The organism is Pelomicrobium sp. G1, from assembly GCF_051905455.1.
GTDB lineage: Bacteria > Pseudomonadota > Gammaproteobacteria > Burkholderiales > UBA6910 > Pelomicrobium.
Map to the genome: position 1 here is coordinate 1 of NZ_JBQACR010000537.1, position 242 is coordinate 242.

Annotated in this window: 1 pseudogene; it reads right to left on the reverse strand. The window is 76.9% G+C overall.

From position 1 onward, the window contains the following. Positions 1-242, reverse strand: a pseudogene (locus ACTFO6_RS19545) (phosphopyruvate hydratase); the annotation flags it as partial.

Here is a 242-nt window from a genome sequence, read left to right on the forward strand (position 1 = left end):
GATCTGGGGAAGGGGCAGGCGCACCGGCTCGCCTTCCGCCAGGTAGCGCCACAGGGGCTCCCCGTGGGCGGTGGCAGCGGCGTGGAGCACCGCCATGGACACCGCGATGGCGGCATTGCCGCCCAGGCGGGCGAAGTGGGGGCCGCAGTCCAGGCGGGCGAGCTCCCCGTCGATCTCCGCCTGCGCCGCCGCGTCCCGGCCCAGCAGGGCCTGGGCGATGAGGCCCTCCACGTGGGCCACCG